The following is an 18,636-nucleotide window of genomic DNA, read 5'->3' on the forward strand; positions in this document are numbered from 1 at the left end:
TTGATGGGGTAAGGCTCCCAGTAGACGACTGGGTTGATAGGCCAGATCTGGAAGCCCGGTAACGGGTGGAGGTGACTGGTACTAATAGGCCGAGGGCTTGTCCTCAGTTGCTCGCGTCCACTGTGTTGGTTCTGAAACCACGAACAACCATATTGCCGGTTGTTGTTTCATAGTGTTTCGGTGGTCATAGCGTGAGGGAAACGCCCGGTTACATTCCGAACCCGGAAGCTAAGCCTCACAGCGCCGATGGTACTGCAGGGGGGACCCTGTGGGAGAGTAGGACGCCGCCGAACAAATATTGGGAAAGCCCCCGCACCATTGGTGCGGGGGCTTTCTGCATTCCCTGCCAGGTCGATCCGGGCCGCCGCGGCCGGGGCAGCTCCGCAACGGCCGGCTGCCGACGCCCTTGGGTGCGGGCCGCACAATTCTGGGCAATTGCGGGCGGACGTCCGCGCGGCCGGCCCGCCGCTCGGCTTGGAGTTGGAATCCCTGCAGGTCGTGGGTTAGTATTCATGTGTCGCCGCGAGGGAAACCTCGAAACGACAGGCCCCTATAGCTCAGTCGGTAGAGCGTCTCCATGGTAAGGAGAAGGTCAACGGTTCGATTCCGTTTGGGGGCTCAGTCATAAAGAGGCCCCGCCCATTCGGGCGGGGCCTCTTTCACGTTTCCGGGAGGGCCGGGGCCGACCCGGCCCTCCGTCAGTCGGCCTGCAGCCCCGGTACCCGCATCGCCAGGATGGCCATGTCGTCCGACGGCGGCTCGGAGGCGAAGCGCTCGACGGCCCGCAGGACCCGCGCGGCGACCGCGCCGGCCGTGAGCCCGGTACAGGTCGTCAGGACGTCCGCCAGGCCGTCGTCGCCGAGCATGCGCATCCCCTCGCGGCGTTCGGTGACGCCGTCCGTGACGCACAGCAGGACGTCGCCCGGGTCGAGGACGCGGGTCTCCTCGTAGAGCTCGAGGTCGTCCATGACGCCGAGCAGCGGCTGAGGCTCCGCCGCGGGTTCCACCGTGCCGTCCTGGCGCAGGCGCAGGGGGAGCGGGTGGCCGGCGCAGACGACCTTGAGCAGGGCGCTGCCGTCCTCCTGAGGCCACAGCTCTCCGTAGAGCAGCGTGAGGAAGCGGCTGCGTTCGCCCTCGTCGAGGATCGCGGAGTTCAGGCGCTGCAGCACGGCGGGGCCGCTGAGGCCCTCGCGGGCCAGCAGACGCAGCGCGTGCCGGGCGAGGCCGGTGACGGCCGCCGCGTTGGGCCCGGTGCCGCAGACGTCGCCGATGGCGAAGCCGTAGGCGCCGTCCCGGATGGGGAAGAGGTCGTAGAAGTCGCCGCCGACCTCGTTGCCCTCGCCGGCCGCCTGGTAGATGACCTCCACCTCGACGCCGTCGATCCGGGGGAGTTCCGGCGGGAGGAGGCTGCGCTGCAGGGACTGACTGATGGCCGTGCGCTCCGAGTAGAGGCGCGCGTTGTCCAGGGCCAGGGCGGCCCGGCGGCTGAGGTCCTCGGCCAGTTCCAGGGACTCCTGGCGGAAGTGCTCGTCGGTGGGCTTGCCCAGCGTGAGCATGCCGATGACCCGGTTGCGGGCGACCAGCGGCAGGACGACCGTCTCGCCGCCCACCGCGGAGGCGGTGGCGAGGGTGGGGCCGATGCCGGAGGAGACCGTGGTGGGCTCGCCCAGGCCGAGGCTGCGCATGGAGGTGCGCAGGGCGGCGTCGTGGGCGGCCTTGAACGGGGCGGTCCAGACGCGGGCACCGGGGGTCGGCACCGGGTCCGGGGGAGAGATCTTGGAGAGCAGGGCCTTCAGCCCGTCGATCCGGTCCTCGTCCTCATGCAGGACGTACGACAGATAGGGGTCGGAGGACGGGTCGTTGATCGTGTAGACGGCGCACCAGGTGGCCAGCGTCGGCACGGTCATCTGGGCCATCAGGGCCAGCGTCTGGTCGCGGTCCAGGGTGCCGGCCAGCAGGTCGGAGGCCTCGACGAGGAAGCTGAGGGAGCCGCGGCGGAGCCGCTCGAGCTCGCCCAGACGGGCCGACTCGACGGCCAGGGCGATCCTGTCGGCGGCGAACTGCAGACGCAGCGCCTCTTCGTTGGAGTAGCGGCCGGAGGCTTCCGCGGCGACGCCGAGGGAGCCGGTGAGGCGGCCCTCGACCTTGAGCGGAACCGTCACCACGGAGCGCATGCCGGTGCCGTCGAGCAGCGGGATGGAGCCCGGGGTGGCCGCGAGGTCGTCGTGGACGGCGGGCATCCGGGCCGAGCCGTAGCGGCCGGGGCCGGCCTCGACGGGGACGCGGGCGAAGCGCTGGCGGGCCGACGGCAGGCCGGTCGACGCGCGTACCTCCAGCTCGGTCTCGTCGTCGGTGGCCAGCAGCAGGAAGGCGGCGTCGGCGTCGAGCATGTCGCGGGCCCGCTCGACGGTGCGCTGCAGGAGGCCGTCCAGGTCGTCGGGGGCGGGGGAGCCGATGAAGACCTCGAAGGGGTCGGCGTCCCGGCCGTCGTGGTGGGCGGTGTCGCCCCCGGCGCCGCGGGAGGGGCTCTGCAGGACGGCGCGCTCCTCGTTGCGGACGAGGAGACAGACGGTGGAGGGGGCGCCCTCGGGGTCCCGGACGCGCAGGTGGGAGGCGTACACCGGGACGACGCGGCCCGCCGCGTCGCGGATGCCGTAGCTGCCTTCCCAGCGGGACAGCTGGAGGGCCTCGACGATGCCGGTGCTGGTGCCGGGGGTGTGCGGCCAGGCGGCCAGGTCGGTGAGGGGCTTGCCGGTGACGGAGGAGGCCGGGTAGCCGAAGAGCTCCTCGGCGTCCTCGTTCCACGCGCTGACGGCGCCGTCGTGGTCGATCTGGACGACGGCCACCCTGACCCGGCCGTCCGCGGCGGGGAGCATGTCGACCGGGAGCGCGGGGCCCGCGGAGCGGGTGCCGACGGCGCGGTCGGGGAGGTCGAGCTGGAACCACACCTGCTTGCGGGTGGTCGTGTACTCCACGCCCCAGCGCGCGGCGAGCGCGGCGCAGAGCTGCAGGCCGCGGCCGCCCTCCTGGTCCGGGCTGCTCACGGGGTGCGCGGCGGACTGGAGCGGGACCTCGCGCTCGGGGTAGTGGTCGGCGACCTCGATGCGGACGCCGTCGTCGGAGCGCAGGCAGACGACGTCGGCGGCGGTGCCGGCGTGGACCACGGCGTTGGTGACCAGCTCACTGGTGAGGACCACGGCGTCGTCGATGATGTCGGCGAAGCCCCAGCCCTGCAGGGTGTCGCGGACGAAGGAGCGGGCCGTGGCGACGGAGCGCCCCACTGGCTCGAAGCTGGCGGCCGCCCGCGCGGTGATCACAGAACTCCTCGTGCGCTCGTGGGCGTGGGTGTCCGGCGGTGCGTCCTGCGCGTGCCGCTGCTGAGCGGGGAACGCTTCCGTCGGCCCGGTGTGCTCCGGGGTCGGGTCCCCCGAGATCAGTCCGGTCGTCATGTTCTCCGAGGCCGCCCCTCCGATGCCCACACTTCGTCTTACCACCGCCCAGGGCCGGACGGGACCGTTCGGCCCAGGCAGCCTCCTGCAAGGTTACTTACCTGAGAGGTCCGCGCGGATGCCGGTTGACGCCGATTCCGTCCGCAGTGTGTGCGGACGGTGTGCGGGCTTGCCGAACTGTTATGGCCTGGTTCGGCCGAAGTGAAACACTGGGCAGGCTTGATGCATACACCCCCGGCGCGTGGTTGTGACGGGAGGGCGAAGTGAGCGTGGCCGAGGTTGCGGGCACGTGAGCGGCAGTGGTTGGTCGATCCCTGCGGGAGGGACACAGTGGAGGCTGGCGCGGCGACGCGGGGCAGTAGGACGCGTGCGAAGGGCGGAGGCACCACCCAGGTGGACACGGCCGCGCTCAACAGGTTGCTGTCCGGCCTGGTGGCGATGCGGGACGGGAACTTCCGCAAGCGGCTGACGGTGTCCGGCGACGACGTCATGTCGGAGATCGCCGCCGTGTTCAACCAGGTCGCGGACCGCAACCTGCACCTGACGGGCGAGTTGGCCCGCGTGCGGCGGATGGTCGGACGTGAGGGAAAGCTCACCGAGCGGCTGGAGACGGGGGCCTGCGAGGGCTCCTGGGCCTCCGCGATCGACGCGTCGAACGCGCTGGTCGACGACCTGGTGCGGCCGGTGTCCGAGGTGGGCCGGGTGCTCTCCGCGGTGGCGGAGGGTGACCTGTCGCCCCGGATGGAGCTGCGGACCCGGGGCGCCGACGGCAGCGGGCATCCGCTGCGCGGCGAGTTCCTGAAGGTCGCGCGCACGGTGAACAACCTGGTCGACCAGCTGTCGCGGTTCACCGACGAGGTGACCCGGGTGGCCAGCGAGGTGGGCACCGAGGGCAAGCTGGGCGGTCAGGCCCAGGTGCGCGGGATGTCGGGTTCCTGGAAGGACCTGACCGAGTCCGTCAACACGATGGCGCACCGGCTCACCCTTCAGGTGAGGGACATCGCGCTCGTCACCACCGCCGTGGCCAACGGTGACCTTTCCCGCAAGGTCACCGTGCACGTCGAGGGCGAGATGCTCGAGCTGAAGAACACCGTCAACACGATGGTGGACCAGCTCTCCGCGTTCGCGGCCGAGGTGACCCGGGTGGCCCGTGAGGTGGGCACCGAGGGTGAGCTGGGCGGTCAGGCGCAGGTGCCGGGCGTGGCCGGTGTGTGGAAGGACCTGACCGACTCGGTCAACCTGATGGCGGGCAACCTCACCGCGCAGGTGCGCGGGATCGCCGAGGTGACCACGGCGGTGGCCAACGGCGACCTGTCGCGGAAGGTGACGGTGAGCGCCCGCGGTGAGGTGGCGCAGCTGGCCGACACGATCAACCAGATGACCGAGACGCTGCGGATCTTCGCGGACGAGGTCACCCGGGTGGCCAACGAGGTCGGCGCCGAGGGCCGGCTGGGCGGCCAGGCGAACGTCCCGGGCGCGGCGGGGACGTGGAAGGACCTCACCGATTCGGTGAACACGGTCTTCCGGAACCTGACGACGCAGGTGCGGGACATCGCCGCGGTGACGACTGCGGTGGCGAACGGCGACCTGTCGCAGAAGGTCACGGTGGACGTGGCCGGCGAGATGCTGGAGCTGAAGAACACCGTCAACGGGATGGTGGACCAGCTCTCCGCGTTCGGCGCCGAGGTGACGCGGGTGGCCCGCGAGGTGGGCGTCGAGGGTGAGCTGGGCGGTCAGGCGCAGGTGCCCGGCGCGGCCGGCACCTGGAAGGACCTCACCGACTCCGTCAACACGGCGTTCCGCAACCTCACCGGTCAGGTGCGGAACATCGCGCAGGTGACGACTGCGGTGGCGAACGGCGACCTGTCGCAGAAGGTCACGGTCGACGTCTCGGGCGAGATGCTCCAGCTGAAGAACACCGTGAACCGGATGGTGGACCAGCTCTCCAGCTTCGCCGACCAGGTGACGCGGATGGCACGGGACGTGGGCACGGAGGGCCGCCTGGGCGGTCAGGCCCGGGTGGACGGGGTGTCGGGCACCTGGAAGGAGCTCACCGACTCCGTCAACAGCATGGCCGGCAACCTCACCTCGCAGGTGCGCAACATCGCGCAGGTGACGACGGCGGTGGCGAGCGGCGACCTGTCGCAGAAGATCGACGTGGACGCGCGGGGCGAGATCCTCGAGCTGAAGAACACCATCAACACGATGGTCGACCAGCTGTCCGCGTTCGCCGACCAGGTGACCCGGGTGGCCCGCGAGGTGGGCACCGAGGGGCGCCTGGGCGGTCAGGCGCAGGTGCCGGGCGTGGCCGGGGTGTGGCGTGACCTGACGGACTCGGTGAACGGCATGGCCGGGAACCTGACGGCGCAGGTGCGTAACATCGCGCAGGTCGCGACGGCGGTGGCGCGCGGAGACCTGTCGCAGAAGATCGACGTGGACGCGCGGGGCGAGATCCTCGAGCTGAAGAACACCCTCAACACGATGGTCGACCAGCTCTCGAACTTCGCGGAGCAGGTGACCCGGGTGGCCCGTGAGGTGGGCACCGAGGGCATCCTGGGCGGTCAGGCCGAGGTGCAGGGGGTCTCCGGCACCTGGAAGGACCTGACCCAGTCGGTGAACTTCATGGCGAACAACCTCACCATCCAGGTGCGGAACATCGCCGAGGTCACCACGGCGGTGGCCAAGGGCGACCTGTCGAAGAAGATCACCGTCGACGCCAAGGGCGAGATCCTCGAGCTGGTGACCACGGTCAACACGATGGTGGACCAGCTGTCGTCGTTCGCCGAGCAGGTGACGCGGGTGGCGCGCGAGGTGGGCACCGAGGGCATCCTGGGCGGTCAGGCGCACGTGCCGGGTGTCACCGGCATCTGGAAGGACCTGAGCGACAACGTCAACCTGATGGCGAAGAACCTCACCACCCAGGTGCGGAACATCTCGCAGGTCGCCTCGGCGGTCGCCAACGGCGACCTGACGCGGCAGGTGACCATCGAGGCGCGCGGCGAGGTCGCGCAGCTCGGCGACACCATCAACATCATGGTGAAGACGCTGTCGTCGTTCGCCGAGCAGGTCACCAAGGTGGCCCGTGAGGTGGGCACGGACGGCATCCTGGGCGGTCAGGCGCACGTGCCGGGTGTGGCGGGCACATGGAAGGACCTCACCGAGTCGGTGAACCAGATGGCGTCCAACCTGACGGGTCAGGTGCGCAACATCGCCATGGTGACGACGGCGATCGCCAAGGGCGACCTGACCAAGAAGATCGACATCGACGCGCGGGGCGAGATCCTCGAGCTGAAGACGACCATCAACACGATGGTCGACCAGCTGTCCTCGTTCGCCGAGGAGGTCACCCGGGTCGCCCGTGAGGTGGGCACCGAGGGCCGGCTGGGCGGTCAGGCGCGGGTGCGGGACGTGGACGGCACATGGCGGGACCTGACGGAGTCGGTGAACGAGATGGCCGGGAATCTGACCCGGCAGGTGCGGGCGATCGCCCGGGTCGCCACCGCGGTGACCCGCGGCGACCTCAACCTGAAGATCGACGTCGACTCCTCCGGCGAGATCCAGGAGCTGCAGGACAACATCAACAAGATGATCGCCAACCTGCGCGACACCACGATCGCGAACAAGGAGCAGGACTGGCTGAAGGGCAACCTGGCCCGGATCTCGGCGCTGATGCAGGGCCGCCGGGACCTGGACGACGTGGCGTCGCTGGTGATGAGCGAGCTGACGCCGGTGGTGTCCGCGCAGCACGGGGCGTTCTTCCTGGCGATCCCGCCGGGGGACACCCAGGAGGTCGGAGCCCTCGACGGGGACGCGTTCGAGCTGCGGATGTTCGGCAGCTACGGCTACTCGATGGGGTCGATGCCGACGTCGTTCCGGCCCGGTGAGGGCCTGGTGGGCACGGCCGCGCAGGAGCGGCGGGCGATCCTGGTGGAGAACGCGCCCAGCGGCTACCTGAAGATCTCCTCCGGTCTCGGGGAGGCGCCGCCGGCGCAGGTGATCGTGCTGCCGCTGCTCTTCGAGGGCACGGTGCTGGGCGTGATCGAGCTGGCGTCGTTCACGCCGTTCACGCAGATCCAGAAGGACTTCCTCAACCAGATCGCGGAGATGATCGCGACCAGCGTCAACACCATCTCGGTGAACAGCAAGACCGAGGTGCTGCTGAAGCAGTCGCAGAAGCTGACCGAGCAGCTGCGGGACCGCTCGGCGGAGTTGGAGCAGCGGCAGCTGGCGCTGCAGGAGTCCAACGCCGAACTGGAGGAGAAGGCCGAGCTGTTGGCGCGGCAGAACCGCGACATCGAGGTGAAGAACACCGAGATCGAGGACGCGCGGCAGGTCCTGGAGGAGCGCGCCGAGCAACTCGCCGTCTCCATGCGGTACAAGAGCGAGTTCCTCGCCAACATGTCGCACGAGCTGCGGACTCCGCTGAACTCGCTGCTGATCCTGGCGAAGCTGCTGGCGGACAACGCGGACGGCAATCTCTCCCCGAAGCAGGTGGAGTTCGCGGAGACGATCCACGGTGCGGGTTCGGACCTGCTGCAGCTGATCAACGACATCCTGGACCTGTCGAAGGTCGAGGCGGGCAAGATGGACGTCTCGCCGACGCGGATCGCGCTGGTGCAGCTGGTGGACTACGTGGAGGCGACGTTCCGGCCGCTGACCGCGGAGAAGGGCCTGGACTTCTCGGTGCGGGTGTCGCCGGAGCTGCCGGCGACGCTGCACACCGACGAGCAGCGGCTGCTGCAGGTGCTGCGCAACCTGCTGTCGAACGCGGTGAAGTTCACCGACGGCGGCGCGGTGGAGCTGGTGATCCGGCATGCCGGGGCGGACGTCCCGTCGGCGATCCGGGAGCAGTTGCTGGAGTCGGGCTCGCTGAGCGAGCCGAACGCGGACGTGATCGCGTTCTCGGTGACCGACACCGGCATCGGCATCGCGGCGAGCAAGATGCGGGTGATCTTCGAGGCGTTCAAGCAGGCCGACGGGACCACCAGCCGCAAGTACGGCGGCACGGGCCTGGGTCTGTCGATCTCGCGGGAGATCGCGCGGCTGCTCGGCGGCGAGATCCACGCCCAGTCGGAGCCGGGACGCGGCTCCACGTTCACGCTCTACCTGCCGCTGTACCCGAACGAGGTCGCGCAGCAGGGGCCCGGGGAGGGCGAGGCGCTGGAGGGCTCCCCGGCGCGGGCGGAGCTGCCCGCGGGGGAGACGCCGGCCGAGGTGAACTCCTACCGGGAGACGCAGAGCGGTCCGGCGGCCCTCTTCCGGCGCCGTCGCCGGGAGGAGCAGCCGCCGGCGCGGCCGGCGGAGGAGTCGAGGGCGGCGTTCGACGAGGGCGGGGCGGAGCGGTCCGCCGCGCCGTCGGCGGGCGCCCGGCCGGGCGTGCGGTTCCACGGCGAGAAGGTGCTGATCGTCGACGACGACATCCGCAACGTCTTCGCCCTCACCAGCGTGCTGGAGCAGCACGGGGTGGCGGTGCTGTACGCGGAGAACGGCCGCGAGGGCATCGAGGTGCTGGAGCAGCACGAGGACGTCACGATCGTCCTGATGGACATCATGATGCCGGAGATGGACGGTTACGCGACGACCACGGCGATCCGGCGGATGCCGCAGTTCGCCGGACTGCCGATCATCGCGCTGACGGCGAAGGCGATGAAGGGCGACCGGGACAAGGCGATCGAGTCGGGCGCGTCCGACTACGTCACCAAGCCCGTGGACCCCGATCACCTGCTCGAGGTGATGGAGAGTTGGATGGGGCGGAAGTGATCCGCTCCGGGAGGTGAGAAACCGGCCATCGGGGGTAAGCGGGCTACGGAGGGTGGCCGTGGCCGCGTGCTGCCCGGTGGGCGAACCGTACTACCGGGAACCATTTGGTCTCGCGTCGCGTTTCTGCTGCATGCACAGTGACATCGCGGTGACAGGGTGTGGTGGCACCCGGGGTGCGGCTACGATGACCGGCACAAGGACGGACGGCGCAAGGGAGTCGTCCTCGCGGGCGGCGTCCCAGGACGTCGCCGCGAGTCCTGCGAACTGGGGCGGCCCCAAGCCGGGGCGAGGAGGACGGGCCATGGTGCAGAAGGCCAAGATCCTCCTGGTCGATGACCGGCCGGAGAATCTGCTGGCGCTGGAGGCCATCCTCTCCGCGCTCGATCAGACGCTGGTCCGGGCATCGTCCGGGGAGGAAGCGCTCAAGGCGCTGCTGACGGACGACTTCGCGGTCATCCTGCTCGACGTCCAGATGCCGGGGATGGACGGTTTCGAGACCGCGGCGCACATCAAGCGGCGTGAGCGGACCCGGGACATCCCGATCATCTTCCTCACGGCCATCAACCACGGGCCGCACCACACCTTCCGCGGGTACGCGGCGGGCGCGGTGGACTACATCTCCAAGCCGTTCGACCCGTGGGTGCTGCGCGCGAAGGTCTCCGTCTTCGTCGACCTGTACATGAAGAACTGCCAGCTCAAGGAGCAGGCGGCGCTGCTGCGGCTGCAGTTGGAGGGCGGCGGCGAGCGGCCCGAGGGCGAGGCCGTCAAGGAGGGCGCGGCGGGCTCCGGCCTGCTGGCCGAGCTGTCGGCGCGGCTGGCGGCGGTCGAGGAGCAGGCGGAGGCGCTGTCCAAGCAGTTGACCGACGAGGCGGCCGACGCCGCGGCGGTCGCCACGGCGGCGCACCTGGAGCGCAAGCTGAACGGTCTGCGCCGTGCCCTGGACGCGCTGGAGCCGGGTACCGGGGCGGCCGCGCCGAGGCTCCCGCAGCAGAGCTGAGGAACCCCGCCCGAACGGGTCGCTGAGGGGGTGTCACCGATGTCCCGCACACCGCCGGCAGACGCCGCGTCGACCTCGAGGACGACACGAACGGGTGAAGGCTCGCGCAGGCGTGTCCCCAGGCGTCTCCCCCGGTAACCTCACCCTCATGGCCTCACGACCTTCCGCCGCCAAGAAGCCGCCCGCTCCCGCGAAGGCGTCCTCGGCCGCGAGGGCGCCGAGGCCCGCCAGGTCCGCGAAGACCAAACCGGTGGCCAAAAAGGTCGCCGCGAAGAGGGCTCCGGCGAAGAAGGCGGCCGCCAAGGCCGCGCCCAAGCCGGCCCCGAGCCCCACCAACGGCGTCTACCGGCTCGTCCGCGCCCTGTGGCTGGGTGTCGCGCACGCCGTCGGCGCCGTGCTGCGGGGCATAGGGACGGGGGCGAAGAACCTCGACCCGGCCCACCGCAAGGACGGCGTCGCCCTCCTGCTGATCGCGCTGTCCCTGATGGTGGCGGCGGGCACCTGGGCGGACCTGCAGGGGCCGGTCGGGGAGCTGGTGGAGATTCTGGTCACCAGCGCGTTCGGCCGCTTGGACCTGCTGGTGCCGATCCTGCTCGCCGTGGTCGCCGCGCGGTTCGTGCGTCACCCGGAGCAGCCGGAGGCCAACGGGCGGATCGTGATCGGTCTGTCCGCCCTGGCGATCGGCGTGCTCGGGCAGGTCCACCTGGCGTGCGGGGCGCCCGCGCGCAGCGGCGGCATGCAGGCGATAAGGGACGCCGGCGGGCTCATCGGCTGGGCGGCCGCGACCCCGCTGGTCTACGCGACCGGCGCCGCGCTCGCCGTGGCGCTCCTGCTGCTGCTCACCGTCTTCGGTCTGCTGGTGGTCACCGCGACCCCGGTCAACGCCATCCCGCAGCGGCTGCGTGCCCTGGGCGTCAGGCTGGGCGTGGTGCAGGCTCCCGCGGCGGCGCCCGGTTTCGCCGAGGACGACGTGGTGGGGGAGGACGACGAGCGGTACGAGGAGCAGTGGCGCGAGGCGCTGCCCCGCTCCCGGAGCCGGCGTCAGCTGCCCCCGGCGGACGAGGACACGGCCGAGGCGGCCGGTCTGGACACGCCGGCCCGCGGCCGGGGCCGTTCCCGCCGCGGCGCCCGCCGCCCCGACCCGAACCGGCCGATGGACGCCGTCGACGTCGCCGCCGAGGCAGCCGCCGCGCTGGACGGGGCGATCATGAACGGGCTGCCGCCGTCGCCGCTGGTCGCCGGGCTCACCCAGGGCGTCACCGAGCGGGGCGGGCGCGGGGAGGACACCGAGCGGTCCGAGCCGTCCGTGCCGACCGCGCGGCCCGAGCCGAAGAACCTGCCGGTGCCCGCCCCGGAGCGGCTTCCGGCCACCGCCGAGACCGTCCCCGACCTGACCAAGGCGCCGCCGGTCCGCGAGCACGACCTGCCGCCGCGCGCCGAGCAGTTGCAGCTGGCGGGCGACATCACCTACGCGCTGCCCTCGCTCGACCTGCTGCACCGCGGCGGCCCCGGCAAGTCCCGCACCGCCGCCAACGACGCCGTCGCCGCCGCGCTGGGCAACGTCTTCAAGGAGTTCAAGGTCGACGCGGCCGTCACCGGCTTCACCCGGGGCCCGACGGTCACCCGGTACGAGGTCGAACTGGGGCCCGCCGTCAAGGTCGAGCGGATCACCGCGCTCACCAAGAACATCGCGTACTCCGTCGCCAGCCCCGACGTGCGGATCATCAGCCCGATCCCCGGCAAGTCCGCGGTCGGCATCGAGATCCCGAACACCGACCGCGAGATGGTCAACGTCGGTGACGTGCTGCGCCTCGCGGACGCCGCCGAGGACGACCACCCGATGCTGGTGGCCCTCGGCAAGGACGTCGAGGGCGGCTACGTGATGGCCAACCTGGCGCACATGCCGCACATCCTGGTGGCCGGCGCGACCGGCTCCGGCAAGTCGTCCTGCATCAACTGCCTGATCACCTCGATCATGATGCGGGCCACGCCGGAGGACGTCCGGATGGTGCTGGTCGACCCCAAGCGGGTCGAGCTCACCGCCTACGAGGGCATCCCGCACCTGATCACACCGATCATCACCAACCCCAAGCGGGCCGCCGAGGCCCTGCAGTGGGTGGTGCGCGAGATGGACCTGCGCTACGACGACCTCGCGGCCTTCGGCTACCGGCACATCGACGACTTCAACGAGGCCGTCCGCAGCGGCAAGCTGAAGACCCCGCCCGGCAGCGAGCGCGAACTCCAGCCGTACCCGTACCTGCTGGTGATCGTGGACGAGCTCGCCGACCTGATGATGGTCGCCCCGCGCGACGTCGAGGACGCCATCGTCCGCATCACCCAGCTGGCCCGCGCCGCCGGCATCCACCTGGTGCTCGCCACCCAGCGGCCCTCGGTGGACGTCGTCACCGGCCTGATCAAGGCGAACGTGCCCTCGCGGCTCGCCTTCGCGACCTCCTCGCTGGCCGACAGCCGCGTCATCCTCGACCAGCCCGGCGCCGAGAAGCTCATCGGCAAGGGTGACGGTCTGTTCCTGCCGATGGGCGCCAACAAGCCGATCCGTATGCAGGGCGCCTTCGTCGCCGAGGACGAGATCCGCTCCGTCGTCGAGCACTGCAAGGAGCAGATGACCCCGGTCTTCCGGGACGACGTGGTGGTGGGCACCAAGCAGAAGAAGGAGATCGACGAGGAGATCGGCGACGACCTCGACCTGCTCTGCCAGGCCGCCGAACTGGTCGTCACCACGCAGTTCGGCTCCACCTCGATGCTGCAGCGCAAGCTGCGCGTCGGCTTCGCCAAGGCCGGACGCCTGATGGACCTGATGGAGTCCCGTCAGATCGTCGGCCCCAGCGAGGGATCCAAGGCCCGCGACGTCCTGGTAAAGGCGGACGAGCTCGACGAGGCCCTCGCCAGGATCCGCGGCGAGAGCACCGGCGAATAGAGCCCGGCGCGCGGGAGGAGCAGGGGCCCGGCGCGCGGAAGGCCGCCGCGCGTCGCGCCGAGGAACCGCAACCGTGCGGCGGGCGAGCGACCTTCGGGTGGTTTGGCGAGAGCCGGACGTGGAAGGGGAGCGGGAATGGGGGATCATCTAGGCGGATGCCCCACCGGGCCCGCCCGGTACTCAGGTCGGCCGTGACCCTCCTGTAACGGGAGACAGGGCAACCGTTCCCCGCTCACGCACGTCAAACCGGTCACAGGCGGGAGCCCACCGGCGGCCTACAAACCGTCGTCGCCCGCTTGCCCCACTCTTCGGCACCCCCCCTAGACTGAACCTCCAGCACAGGTGGCCACACCCTCGAAAGGCGCCCCCGTGTCCCTCGGCAACCCCCCAGAAGAAGAGCGTCCGTTCGAGGACGACACCGACAAGGACCGCCACGACCTGCCGTCGATCGGCGACGCCCTCCAGCGGGCGCGCACGGCGGCCGGACTGTCGGTCGAAGACGTCAGCAACGCCACCCGGGTGCGCGTCGCCATCGTGCGGGCCATCGAGGAGGACGACTTCGGCCCCTGCGGCGGCGACGTGTACGCGCGCGGTCACCTCCGCACCCTGGCCCGCGCGGTCGGACTGGACCCGGAACCGCTGATCGCCGCCTACGGCAGCAAGCACGGCGGCCGCTCCGCGCCCACCCCGGCGGCACCGGTCTTCGAGGCGGAACGCATCCGCCCCGAGCGGCGCGGTCCGAACTGGACGGCGGCCATGGTCGCCGCCATCGTCGCCGTGATCGGCTTCGTCGGCTTCACCGCCTTCGGCGGCGACGGCGACGGCGCCGACCGCGCCCAGGTCGCCGAGGGCCCCGAGCCCAGCGTCTCGGTGACCGAGAAGCCCACCCGTGAGCCCGCCGCGCCCGAGCCCACCGAGAGCGCCATCGCCGCCGCGCCGCGCGACAAGGTCGTGGTGAAGGTGAGCGCCCCCGACGGCCGCAGCTGGATCTCCGCCAAGGACCACAACGGGCGCGTCCTGTGGGACGGCGTCCTGGAGCAGGGCGCCTCGCGCACCTTCCAGGACGACACCCGCGTCGACCTGGTCCTCGGCAACGCCGGAGCTCTCGAGCTCCACGTCAACGGCGAGAAGATCGAGGACGACTTCCGGAACGGCCAGGTGGAACGCCTGTCCTACACCAAGGGCGACCCCGCCGCCGGATAGCCGCCGTGCGGAGGACCGAGGGGCGTGCGCAGACGGGGTTGGTCCGGCCGGGCCAACCCCGTCGGCGTGGGATGCCGACGGAACGAAGTAGTCTTGAGCCCATGCCTGAACGCCGTACCGTCGCACTCGTCACCCTTGGCTGCGCCCGTAACGAGGTGGACTCGGAGGAGCTCGCAGGCCGCTTGGAGGCGGACGGCTGGGCCCTCGTGGAGAACGCCGAGGACGCGGACGTCGCCGTCGTCAACACCTGCGGTTTCGTGGAAGCCGCCAAGAAGGACTCCGTCGACGCCCTCCTCGAGGCCAACGATCTCAAGGGCCACGGCCGGACCCAGGCGGTCGTGGCCGTGGGCTGCATGGCCGAGCGGTACGGCAAGGAGCTCGCCGAGGCGCTCCCCGAGGCCGACGGCGTCCTCGGCTTCGACGACTACGCCGACATCTCCGACCGGCTGCAGACCATCCTCTCCGGCGGCGTCCACGCCGCCCACACGCCGCGCGACCGGCGCAAGCTGCTGCCGATCAGCCCCGCCGAGCGCCAGGCGGCCACCGACGTCGCCCTGCCCGGGCACGGAGCGGCCGCCGACGCCGAGCCGGCCCCGGCCGACCTCCCCGAGGGCCTGGCCCCGGCCTCCGGCCCCCGCGCCCCGCTGCGCCGACGGCTGGACGGCGCGCCGGTGGCGTCCGTGAAGCTGGCCTCCGGCTGCGACCGGCGCTGCTCCTTCTGCGCCATCCCCTCCTTCCGCGGCTCCTTCATCTCCCGCCGCCCCGGCGACGTCCTCAACGAGACGCGCTGGCTGGCCGAGCAGGGCGTCAAGGAGGTCATGCTGGTCTCCGAGAACAACACCTCCTACGGCAAGGACCTGGGCGACATCCGCCTGCTGGAGACGCTGCTGCCGGAGCTCGCCGAGGTCGAGGGCATCGAGCGGGTGCGCGTCAGCTACCTGCAGCCCGCCGAGATGCGCCCCGGCCTGATCGACGTGCTGACCTCCACGCCGGGCGTCGTGCCGTACTTCGACCTCTCCTTCCAGCACTCGGCGCCCGCCGTGCTGCGCGCCATGCGCCGCTTCGGCGACACCGACCGCTTCCTGGAGCTGCTGGACACCATCCGCGCCAAGGCCCCCGAGGCCGGCGTGCGCTCCAACTTCATCGTCGGCTTCCCCGGCGAGAGCGAGGCGGACCTCGCCGAGCTGGAGCGTTTCCTCACCCACGCCCGTCTCGACGCCATCGGCGTTTTCGGGTACTCGGACGAGGAGGGCACCGAGGCCGCCGGGTACGAGGGCAAGCTCGACGAGGACGTCGTCGCCGAGCGACTCGCCCGGGTCTCCCGGCTGGCCGAGGAACTCGTCTCGCAGCGTGCCGAGGAGCGCGTGGGCGAGACGGTCCGGGTGCTGGTGGAGTCCGTCGACGAGGAGGACGGTGTGTACGGGCGTGCGGCGCATCAGGCGCCGGAGACCGACGGCCAGGTCCGGCTCACCGAGGCCGGCGGCCTGCGGGTCGGGCAGTTCGTCGAGGCGAAGGTGATCGCCACCGAGGGCGTCGACCTGGTGGCCGAGCCGGTGGGCGGCGCGCTGCTGGGCGCCGGAGCCTTCCCCGGCGGCCGGGCGGAGCGCGCGGAGGCGACCGGATGAGCGGCGTACCGGCGTCCGCGGCGGGCGCCTCGCCCGAGACGGAGGTCCTGATGGACGAACCCGTCGAGCCCCTGGGCGCCCGGCCGGCGGCCAAGGGCGGCAAGATCGCGGCGGCCGCCGTGAACCAGGCCAGTCTGTGGAACGTGGCCAACCTGCTCACCATGTTCCGGCTGGTGCTGGTGCCCGGGTTCGTGATGCTGATGCTGGCCCACGGCGGGTACGACCCGGCGTGGCGCTCCTTCGCGTGGGCGGCCTTCGCGGTGGCCATGTTCACCGACCTGTTCGACGGGCATCTGGCCCGCACCTACAACCTGGTCACGGACTTCGGCAAGATCGCCGACCCGATCGCCGACAAGGCGATCATGGGCGCGGCGCTGGTCTGCCTGTCCTGGCTCGACGAGCTGCCCTGGTGGGTGACGGCGGTCATCCTGGGCCGGGAGCTCGGCGTCACGGTGATCCGGTTCCTGGTCATCCGGTACGGCGTGATCCCCGCCAGCCGTGGCGGCAAGCTCAAGACGCTCGCCCAGGGCATCGCGGTGGGCATGTACATCCTGGCGCTGACCGGCTGGCTGGCCACCCTGCGCTGGTGGGTGATGGCGGTGGCGGTGGCGCTGACCGTCGTCACCGGTCTGGACTACGTCCGTCAGGCGATCGTGCTGCGCCGGCAGGGAATGGCCGAGCGCCGGGCCGCGTTGAGGGGGAGCAAGGCATGACCTCCGCGGCCGCCGAAGCCGTCCTGATGCTCACTTACCACGGGGAGACCGTCGCTGTCGCCGAGTCCCTCACCGGAGGGCTGGTCGCAGCCGAGCTGACGGAGGTTCCGGGGGCCTCGAAGGCGGTCCTCGGCTCGGTGACGGCGTACGCCACCGAGATCAAGCACCGCATCCTCGGGGTCGACGAGCAGTTGCTCGCCGAGCACGGGGCGGTCGACGCGCGGGTCGCGGAGCAGATGGCGCGGGGCGTGCGGAAGGCGCTGCGCGCCGACTGGGGCATCGCCACCACCGGGGTGGCCGGGCCCGAGCCCCAGGACGGGCAGCCCGTCGGCACCGTCTACGTCGCCGTCGTGGGTGGTTCGGCCGACGGTGAGGATGCGTCCGCGGGCGGGAAAGTGCGCGCTCTGCGGTTGAACGGCACGCGGGCGGAAATTCGTATGGAGAGTGTACGGAGCGTTCTCGCGCTGCTTGTGGAAGAGCTCCTCGACGCCAAGAGGGCCGAGCAGGCGGGCCAACGGCAAGGAAACGAGCGGACACACGATACGGAACGGAACGGGGGGATCTGATGTTTGCAGCCCTGAGTGAACACGACATCGCTCCCCGCACGGCCGCGGCGCGAGGCGGTACGGTGGGGCGAGAAGGATGCGGTTACGCGGTCCGAGGAGGGAGCCACCGATGATTCTGCTCCGTCGCCTGCTGGGTGACGTGCTGCGTCGGCAGCGGCAGCGCCAGGGCCGTACTTTGCGCGAGGTCTCTTCTTCCGCCCGGGTCTCGCTCGGTTACCTCTCCGAGGTGGAGCGCGGGCAGAAGGAAGCGTCCTCCGAACTGCTCAGTGCGATCTGCGATGCGCTGGACGTGCGCATGTCCGAACTCATGCGAGAGGTGAGCGACGAGCTCGCTCTCGCCGAACTGGCCCGGTCCGCGGCCGCAACCGACTCCTCCGCCGTACCGGCCCCGGTACGCCCGATGCTGGGCTCCGTCTCGGTGACGGGCGTCTCCCCGGAGCGGGTCACCATCAAGGCCCCTGCGGAGGCCGTCGACGTGGTAGCGGCCTGAGCCCGGCCCACATGAGCCCGGCCCGAGTCTGAGCCTGGCCCGAGTCTGAGCCTGGCCCGAGTTTTCCGGACGGGGCGTACACGCGCAGGATGCGTGTACGCCCCGTTTGCCGTGTCGGCGGGGTGCGGTCATCGTGGAGTGACACGTCGGCTGACGAGGAGCTGCGCATGTATGTCGTGAAGAGCCCTTTGCCGGACGAGGACCTCAAGGTGGTCGGGAGTGCGCTGCAGGGCGCGCTGGTCGACCTGGTGGACCTGTCGCTGGTCGCCAAGCAGGTCCACTGGAACGTCGTGGGCCCCCGCTTCCGTTCGCTGCACCTGCAGCTCGACGACGTGGTGACCAGCGCCCGCGCCCACTCCGACTCGGTGGCCGAGCGGGCCTCGGCGCTCGGGGTCTCCCCGGACGGCCGTGCGGCCACGGTGGCCTCCAGGTCGGGCATCTCGACGGTCGCGGACGGCTGGATCAAGGACGGCGACGCGGTGCGCGCCCTGGTGGACGCGCTGGGCGCCGTCATCGGGCGCATGCGCTCACGGGTCCAGGAGACGGAGCAGCCCGACCCGATCACGCAGGACCTGCTGATCGGCATCACCGCGGACCTCGAGAAGCACCACTGGATGTTCCAGGCGGAGAACGGGTAGGCCTCCGGTCCGGGCGGCCGCGGGACCGCGGGATCGCCGTGTCGGGGCGCGAGCCGCCGTCCGGGCGGAGCGGGAGGTGCCGCATGGGCGTGGCGGTGAGGGTGACGCTGGGGCTGGTGTGGTGGTGGGCCGCCCTGCGGCTGGCCCTCGTCCCGCGGGCCTCCGGGGCGGTGGAGGCTGGCGTGGTGCTGGGCGGGTGGACCGTGAGCCTGCTGCCGGTGCACTGCGTCGCCAAGGAGCGGGCCACGGGCGTGGTC

General features: G+C 71.2%; 10 protein-coding genes, 1 tRNA gene and 2 rRNA genes. 12 read left to right on the forward strand and 1 reads right to left on the reverse strand.

Features of this window, described 5'->3' with window-relative positions; genetic code table 11:
- The 3 genes from ACOV8S_RS01960 to ACOV8S_RS01970 form a co-directional block, all read left to right on the forward strand.
- Positions 1 to 105 (forward strand): 23S ribosomal RNA (locus ACOV8S_RS01960); the annotation flags it as partial.
- Between the two features lie 71 nt (positions 106 to 176).
- Positions 177 to 293 (forward strand): 5S ribosomal RNA (rrf, locus tag ACOV8S_RS01965).
- Positions 294 to 546: 253 nt separating this feature from the next.
- Positions 547 to 619, forward strand: a tRNA-Thr gene (locus ACOV8S_RS01970).
- Between the two features lie 79 nt (positions 620 to 698).
- On the opposite strand, the gene ACOV8S_RS01975 is transcribed toward ACOV8S_RS01970, so the two are convergent.
- Positions 699 to 3,449, reverse strand: a complete 2,751-nt coding sequence (locus tag ACOV8S_RS01975; RefSeq protein ID WP_448315692.1) for a SpoIIE family protein phosphatase — start codon at positions 3,447 to 3,449, stop codon at positions 699 to 701.
- A gap of 330 nt (positions 3,450 to 3,779) precedes the next feature.
- Between ACOV8S_RS01975 and ACOV8S_RS01980 the strand changes: the two genes are divergently transcribed.
- The 9 genes from ACOV8S_RS01980 to ACOV8S_RS02020 all read left to right on the forward strand — a co-directional run bounded on the left by ACOV8S_RS01980 (position 3,780) and on the right by ACOV8S_RS02020 (position 18,379).
- Complete coding sequence (locus ACOV8S_RS01980; protein ID WP_448315694.1) at positions 3,780 to 9,209, forward strand: HAMP domain-containing protein; 5,430 nt, start codon at positions 3,780 to 3,782, stop codon at positions 9,207 to 9,209.
- A gap of 301 nt (positions 9,210 to 9,510) precedes the next feature.
- Complete coding sequence (locus ACOV8S_RS01985) at positions 9,511 to 10,206, forward strand: response regulator (protein ID WP_382556365.1); 696 nt, start codon at positions 9,511 to 9,513, stop codon at positions 10,204 to 10,206.
- A gap of 148 nt (positions 10,207 to 10,354) precedes the next feature.
- Positions 10,355 to 13,144, forward strand: coding sequence for a DNA translocase FtsK (locus ACOV8S_RS01990; protein ID WP_448315696.1), 2,790 nt, complete (start codon positions 10,355 to 10,357; stop codon positions 13,142 to 13,144).
- A 369-nt stretch (positions 13,145 to 13,513) separates the two neighbouring features.
- Entirely contained in the window at positions 13,514 to 14,347 is an 834-nt protein-coding gene (locus tag ACOV8S_RS01995; protein ID WP_448315698.1) for a helix-turn-helix domain-containing protein, read from the forward strand.
- A gap of 101 nt (positions 14,348 to 14,448) precedes the next feature.
- Positions 14,449 to 15,972: a 30S ribosomal protein S12 methylthiotransferase RimO gene (gene rimO / locus ACOV8S_RS02000; RefSeq protein WP_448315700.1), complete on the forward strand. Its 1,524-nt coding sequence runs from the start codon at positions 14,449 to 14,451 to the stop codon at positions 15,970 to 15,972.
- Between the two features lie 50 nt (positions 15,973 to 16,022).
- Positions 16,023 to 16,685 carry a CDP-diacylglycerol--glycerol-3-phosphate 3-phosphatidyltransferase gene (gene pgsA, locus ACOV8S_RS02005; RefSeq protein WP_448317320.1) on the forward strand — a complete coding sequence of 221 codons (663 nt, stop codon included), beginning with the start codon at positions 16,023 to 16,025 and terminating at the stop codon, positions 16,683 to 16,685.
- The gene (locus ACOV8S_RS02010; RefSeq protein ID WP_448315702.1) at positions 16,682 to 17,251 is read left to right on the forward strand and encodes a CinA family protein; all 570 of its coding nucleotides are present in this window, start codon (positions 16,682 to 16,684) and stop codon (positions 17,249 to 17,251) included. The genes pgsA and ACOV8S_RS02010 overlap by 4 nt, the downstream gene beginning before the upstream one ends.
- A gap of 109 nt (positions 17,252 to 17,360) precedes the next feature.
- Positions 17,361 to 17,741, forward strand: coding sequence for a helix-turn-helix domain-containing protein (locus ACOV8S_RS02015; RefSeq protein WP_382556381.1), 381 nt, complete (start codon positions 17,361 to 17,363; stop codon positions 17,739 to 17,741).
- A 167-nt stretch (positions 17,742 to 17,908) separates the two neighbouring features.
- On the forward strand, positions 17,909 to 18,379 hold the full coding sequence (locus ACOV8S_RS02020; RefSeq protein WP_448315703.1) for a Dps family protein: 471 nt from the start codon (positions 17,909 to 17,911) through the stop codon (positions 18,377 to 18,379).
- The last annotated feature ends 257 nt before the right edge of the window (positions 18,380 to 18,636 follow it).

Source organism: Streptomyces sp. CO7, assembly GCF_053474865.1.

Coding starts and splice junctions, on each gene's coding strand:
- ACOV8S_RS01990 (WP_448315696.1), top strand. CDS start 10,355: ATGGCCTCACGACCTTCCGCCGCCAAGAAGCCGCCCGCTCCCGCGAAG.
- pgsA (WP_448317320.1), top strand. CDS start 16,023: ATGGACGAACCCGTCGAGCCCCTGGGCGCCCGGCCGGCGGCCAAGGGC.
- rimO (WP_448315700.1), top strand. CDS start 14,449: ATGCCTGAACGCCGTACCGTCGCACTCGTCACCCTTGGCTGCGCCCGT.
- ACOV8S_RS02020 (WP_448315703.1), top strand. CDS start 17,909: ATGTATGTCGTGAAGAGCCCTTTGCCGGACGAGGACCTCAAGGTGGTC.
- ACOV8S_RS02015 (WP_382556381.1), top strand. CDS start 17,361: ATGATTCTGCTCCGTCGCCTGCTGGGTGACGTGCTGCGTCGGCAGCGG.
- ACOV8S_RS01985 (WP_382556365.1), top strand. CDS start 9,511: ATGGTGCAGAAGGCCAAGATCCTCCTGGTCGATGACCGGCCGGAGAAT.
- ACOV8S_RS02010 (WP_448315702.1), top strand. CDS start 16,682: ATGACCTCCGCGGCCGCCGAAGCCGTCCTGATGCTCACTTACCACGGG.
- ACOV8S_RS01975 (WP_448315692.1), bottom strand. CDS start 3,449: ATGACGACCGGACTGATCTCGGGGGACCCGACCCCGGAGCACACCGGG.